The 4,400-nt window shown below is 77.4% G+C and carries 1 protein-coding gene; it reads right to left on the bottom strand.

From position 1 onward, the window contains the following. The coding region (locus QR78_RS29695; protein ID WP_048431226.1) for an apolipoprotein A-IV repeat region-like domain-containing protein at positions 1 to 4,400 on the bottom strand (4,400 nt) is incomplete at both ends.

The following is a 4,400-nucleotide window of genomic DNA, read 5'->3' as shown; positions in this document are numbered from 1 at the left end:
CGGCGCTCACCCGGCCCTCGGCACCCTCCAGGGCGCCGGTGGCGGCGGTGAGGTCGCCGATATGCTGGCGGGCGGTCTCGGTCAGCGCCTTGCCGCGGGCGTCCAGCGTCGCGGCGAGGCCCGCGGCCTGGCGAAGCGCCCCGGTCGCCGCGCCCTGGAGCGCGCCGACCTGCTCGGCGACCCGGTCGGAGGCACGACCGGTCTCGGCCGCGATCTCGGCCAGGGCCGCCTGGATCTCCTCGACCCGGCCCGACAGGCCGCCCTCGATTGCCGAGAAGCTCTCGCCGGAGCGCCCGATCAGCTCCTGCAGGGCGCCGCAGGCGGTCTCGATGCGGCCGACCAGGCCGCCGAGCTCGCCGCCCAGGCGCTGGTTGACCCGGGTGAGGGCCTCCACCGCCCGGGTCGCGCCCTCGTCGGCCGACCGGCGCAGGGTCTCGGCCGCCTCGCGGGAGAGGGCCGCCAGGGCCTCGGCCCGCTCGGCGAGCAGAACGGCCGCGCCGCCCATCCCCTCGGTCACCGCCCGCTCCAGCGCCTCGCTGCGCTCGGCCAGGACCGAGACCAGCTCGCTGCCGGGGCCCTCGACCAGGCCGCGCAGCTGCGCCACCTGGCGGTCGAGCCCGTCGACCGTCTCGCCGCTCGCCGCCAAGGCCGCCACCAGGGCGTTGCCGCGCTGGTCGATGGTCCGGTGCAGCGAGGCGGTCGTCGCCTCGAGGCGCTGGCCGAGCGCGCCGCCGCGCTCGTCCACGATCTGCCGCAGGGCCTCGACCCGCTCGGCGAGGTCACGGTTGAGCGCGCCGCCGCGGCCGTCGATCGCCTCGGCCAGCTCCCGGGCGGTCTCGGCGAGCGTCCGGGTCAGGGTGGTGCCGCGCTGGTCGACCAGCGCCGCGAAGGCGGCGGCGCGGCGGTCGAAGCCCGTGCTCAGCTGCGTGCTGCGCTCGTCCACCGCCGCCGCGAGGGCCGCCGCGCGCTCCTCCACCGCCGCGGCGAAGGCCGCGGAGCGCTCGTCCATGGCGCCGTGCAGGTTCGCCACCCGCTCGTCGAGGGCGGCGGTAAGCGCCGCCGTGCGGGCATCGACCAGGGCCGCGTAGGCGTCGCTGCGGTCGTCGAAGGCGTCGGCCAGGGCCTCGCCGCGGGACGCGACCAGGGCCGCGAAGGCGCGCATCCGCCCGTCGATGCGGGCCGTGAAGGCGGCCGAGCGCTCGTCGACGCTGCCCGACAGGGCCTCGGTCCTGGCCTGCATCAGGCCAGCGAGTTCCGTCGCCTTGGCGTCGACCAGGGCACCGAAGGCCTCGGCCCTCTCCTCGACGGTGCCGCCGAGGAGCGCGAGCCCGGTCTGCAGGCGGTCGGACACCGCCTCGCCGCCGGCTTCGAGCTGGCGGGACAGGGCCTCCACCTGCCCGCCGAGCACGGCGTCGAGGGCGGCGCGGCTGCGCTCCAGGGCGGAGGACAGTTCCGCCACCCGGTCGTCGAGCAGGGCGGCGAGCGCCGCGCTGCGACCCTCGAAGGTCTCGGCGAGGTCGGCGTTGCGCGAATCCAGCAGGCCGGCGAGCGCATCGCCGCCGCTGCGGATCGTGGTGGCGAGCACGTCGATGCGCTCCTGGACCCGCCGGGCCAGCACGTCCCCGGCGCCGGTCAGCTCGGCGAGCGCCCGCTGGCGGCCGTCGATCAGGCGCGCGAGGTTGCCGCCGCCCTGCTCGATCGTGCCGGCGATGGCCGCCTCGCGCTCGGCGAGCAGGGCCGCCATGGCCTCGATGCGCTCGCCCAGGGTCCGGGCGAAGGCGTCGCGGTGCCCGTCGAGGGCGTCGCCGAGGCCCGCCTCGCGCTCGGCCAGCAGGCCGGTGACGGCCTGCGTGCCGCGGGACACGGCGTCCTCCAGGGTCGCGACGCGGGAGTCGAGCAGGCCGGCGACCTCCTCGCCCCGGGCGGCGATCGTGCCGGCCAGGGTCTCGCCGCGGCGCTCCAGGGCGGTCTCGACGGCCTGAGCGCGCATCTCGATCAGCGCGTCGAGGTCGGCGAGCGCCGCGTCGACCCGGCCCGACAGGTGGGTGCCGCCAGATTCCGCCGCCGCCGCGAAGGCATCGGTGCGGGCGTCGATGAGCCCGGCCAGCGCCTGGGCGCGGGCCTCCACCGCCTCGGCGAAGGCCGCGCCGCGGCTCTCCACCAGGTGGTCGAGGGCGGCGAGCCGGTCGTCGAACAGGCTGGACAGGGCGCGGGTGCGGGAATCGAGGGTGCCGACCGCCCGGCCGACCCGCTCCTCGAGGGTCGAGGCCAGGGTGTCGCCGCCCTCGGCGAGGACGCCGCGCAGGGTGCCGACCCGGTCGTCGAGCACGGCGCCGATCGCACTGGCGCGCTCGTCGAGCAGGTGGCGGACCGCGCCGGCCCGCTCCTCGAGCGCGTCGTGCAGGGCGCGGATCCGGTCGTCGAGCCCGGCATGCAGCGCCTCCGACCGTCCGTCGAGGAGGCTGCGCATCGTCGCCGCCTGCTCGTCGATAAGGTGGCCGAGCGCCCGCAGCCGCTCGCCGAACAGGCGCTCGACCACGGCCTCGCGCTCGTCCAGCAGGGTCGCCAGCGCGGTCGAGCGGTCGCCGAGTGCCGTCTCGAGGCGGCCGGAGCCCTCGGCGAGCACCCGGTCGGCCTCCTCCACGGTACCCTGCAGGGCGGCCAGCACGGTCTCGCCGCGCTTGCCGATGAGGTCGGACAGGGCGAGGCCGCCGCGGTCGAACAGCCGCGCCAGCTCGGTCATGCGGTTGGCCAGCGTGCCGAACATCGCCCGGCCGCGCTCGTCGATCTCCTGGGCCATCGCGGCGATGCGCTCGTCGACGAGGGCCGCCAGGGTCTCGGTGCGGCCGTCGAAGGCGGCGCGGATCGCGTCGGCCTGGGCCGCGAGGTCGCGGCTCGCCTCGCCGCTGTGGCTCTCCACGAAGGTGACCAGCTCGCGGGTGCGGGCGCCGAGCTCCTCGTCGAGGCCGCGGGTGCGGGCCTCGATCAGGCGCAGGGCCTCCTCGGCCTTCACGCCGAAGGTCTCGTCGACGATGCGGCCGCGCTCGTCGAGGGTCTGGGCCAGCCCTTCGAGGCGGGCGATGACGCGGTCGTCGAAGCGGGCGGCGCCGGCATCGAGCGAGCGGGTCAGCTCCTCGGTCCGGCGGCCGAGCTCGTCGCCGATCTCGCCGACACGGGCGGTCAGGGCGTCGCTCATCGCCTGGCTGCGGGCCGTGATGGCGCGGGCCAGCTCGTCGGCGCGGCCGTCCAGCGCCTGGGCGACCTCGCGGCCGCCCTCGGCCATCACCCGGGCCATCTCGCCGGCCCGCACGATCAGGGCCTCGTTCAGTGCCGTGGCGCGGGCGCCGATATGCTGGTCGACATGCGCCACCATGGTGCTGAAGGTGGCGCCGATCTCGGCGGTGCGCTTCGCCGAGCGGTCTTCGAGGGCGCCGAGCTGGGCCTCCACGGCCTCGCGGGCCTCGCGGGTGCGCTCGGCGATCGTCTCGGCGACGGCACGGCCCTGGACCGTGATGAGGCGGTCCATCTCCTCCAGGCGCCCGGAGACGCTCTCGGTCAGGTCGTGGGTGTCGCGGGAGATGCGGTCGGCCAGGATGTCGCCGCGGGCGATCGCGTCCTGGAGCGCCGCGAGGCGGGTCGTCAGCACCTCGTCGACCGCGCGGCCGCCGGTCTCGGCGGCGCTCGCCAGCGCCGTGCCGGTCTTCTCCAGCGCGTCGTTGACGCGCGCGCCCTGGCCCGCCACCGCCACGACGATGTCGCGGCCGACCGCCGCCAGGCGGGTCTGCGCCTCGTCGGCATGCTGGCCGATCATGTCGGTCAGCGCGCGGCCATGGCCGTCGAAGGCCGCACCGACCTCGGCGAGGCGGGTGTCGAGGTCGCCCGCGGCGCTCTCGGCAGCCAGCGCCAGCGCCGCCGAGACATCCTCGGCTTGGCGCGTCAGGTGCTCGACCGCCGCCCGCAGGGTCGCCCCGGTCGTATCGGCCCGCTCGGCGACGAGGCGCCCGGCCTCGTCCGCCGCCGCGGCGAACGCCGCCGTCGCGGCCAGCGTCCGCGCGTCGAGCGCCCCCGTCGTCCGCTCCGCCGCCGCCGCGATCGCCAACGCGGCTTCCTCGGCCCGGCCCGCCAGACCCACCACGACGCCGTGCAGCGCCGCATCCGCCTCGCCGGCCCGCGTCCCGATCAGGCTCGCCGCCTCTTCCGCCACACGGGCGAAGGACGAGGCCGCATCCGCCAGACGTGCCTGCAGCGCGCCCGACGCCTCCTCGGCCCCGAGGCGGAACGCCTCCACGCTCTCCGCCGTCCGCGCGCCCACCGCGCCCGTCGCCGTCTCGGCCGCGCGACGCAGCACCACCGCCGCTTCCTCGGCCCGGGCCTCCAGTTCGCCCGTCGTCGCCGTGGTC

The sequence above is a fragment of the Methylobacterium indicum genome, from assembly GCF_001043895.1.
Taxonomy (GTDB): domain Bacteria; phylum Pseudomonadota; class Alphaproteobacteria; order Rhizobiales; family Beijerinckiaceae; genus Methylobacterium; species Methylobacterium indicum.
Note: the sequence above shows the minus strand (reverse complement) of the source record. Positions and strands in the feature narration are given on the sequence as shown.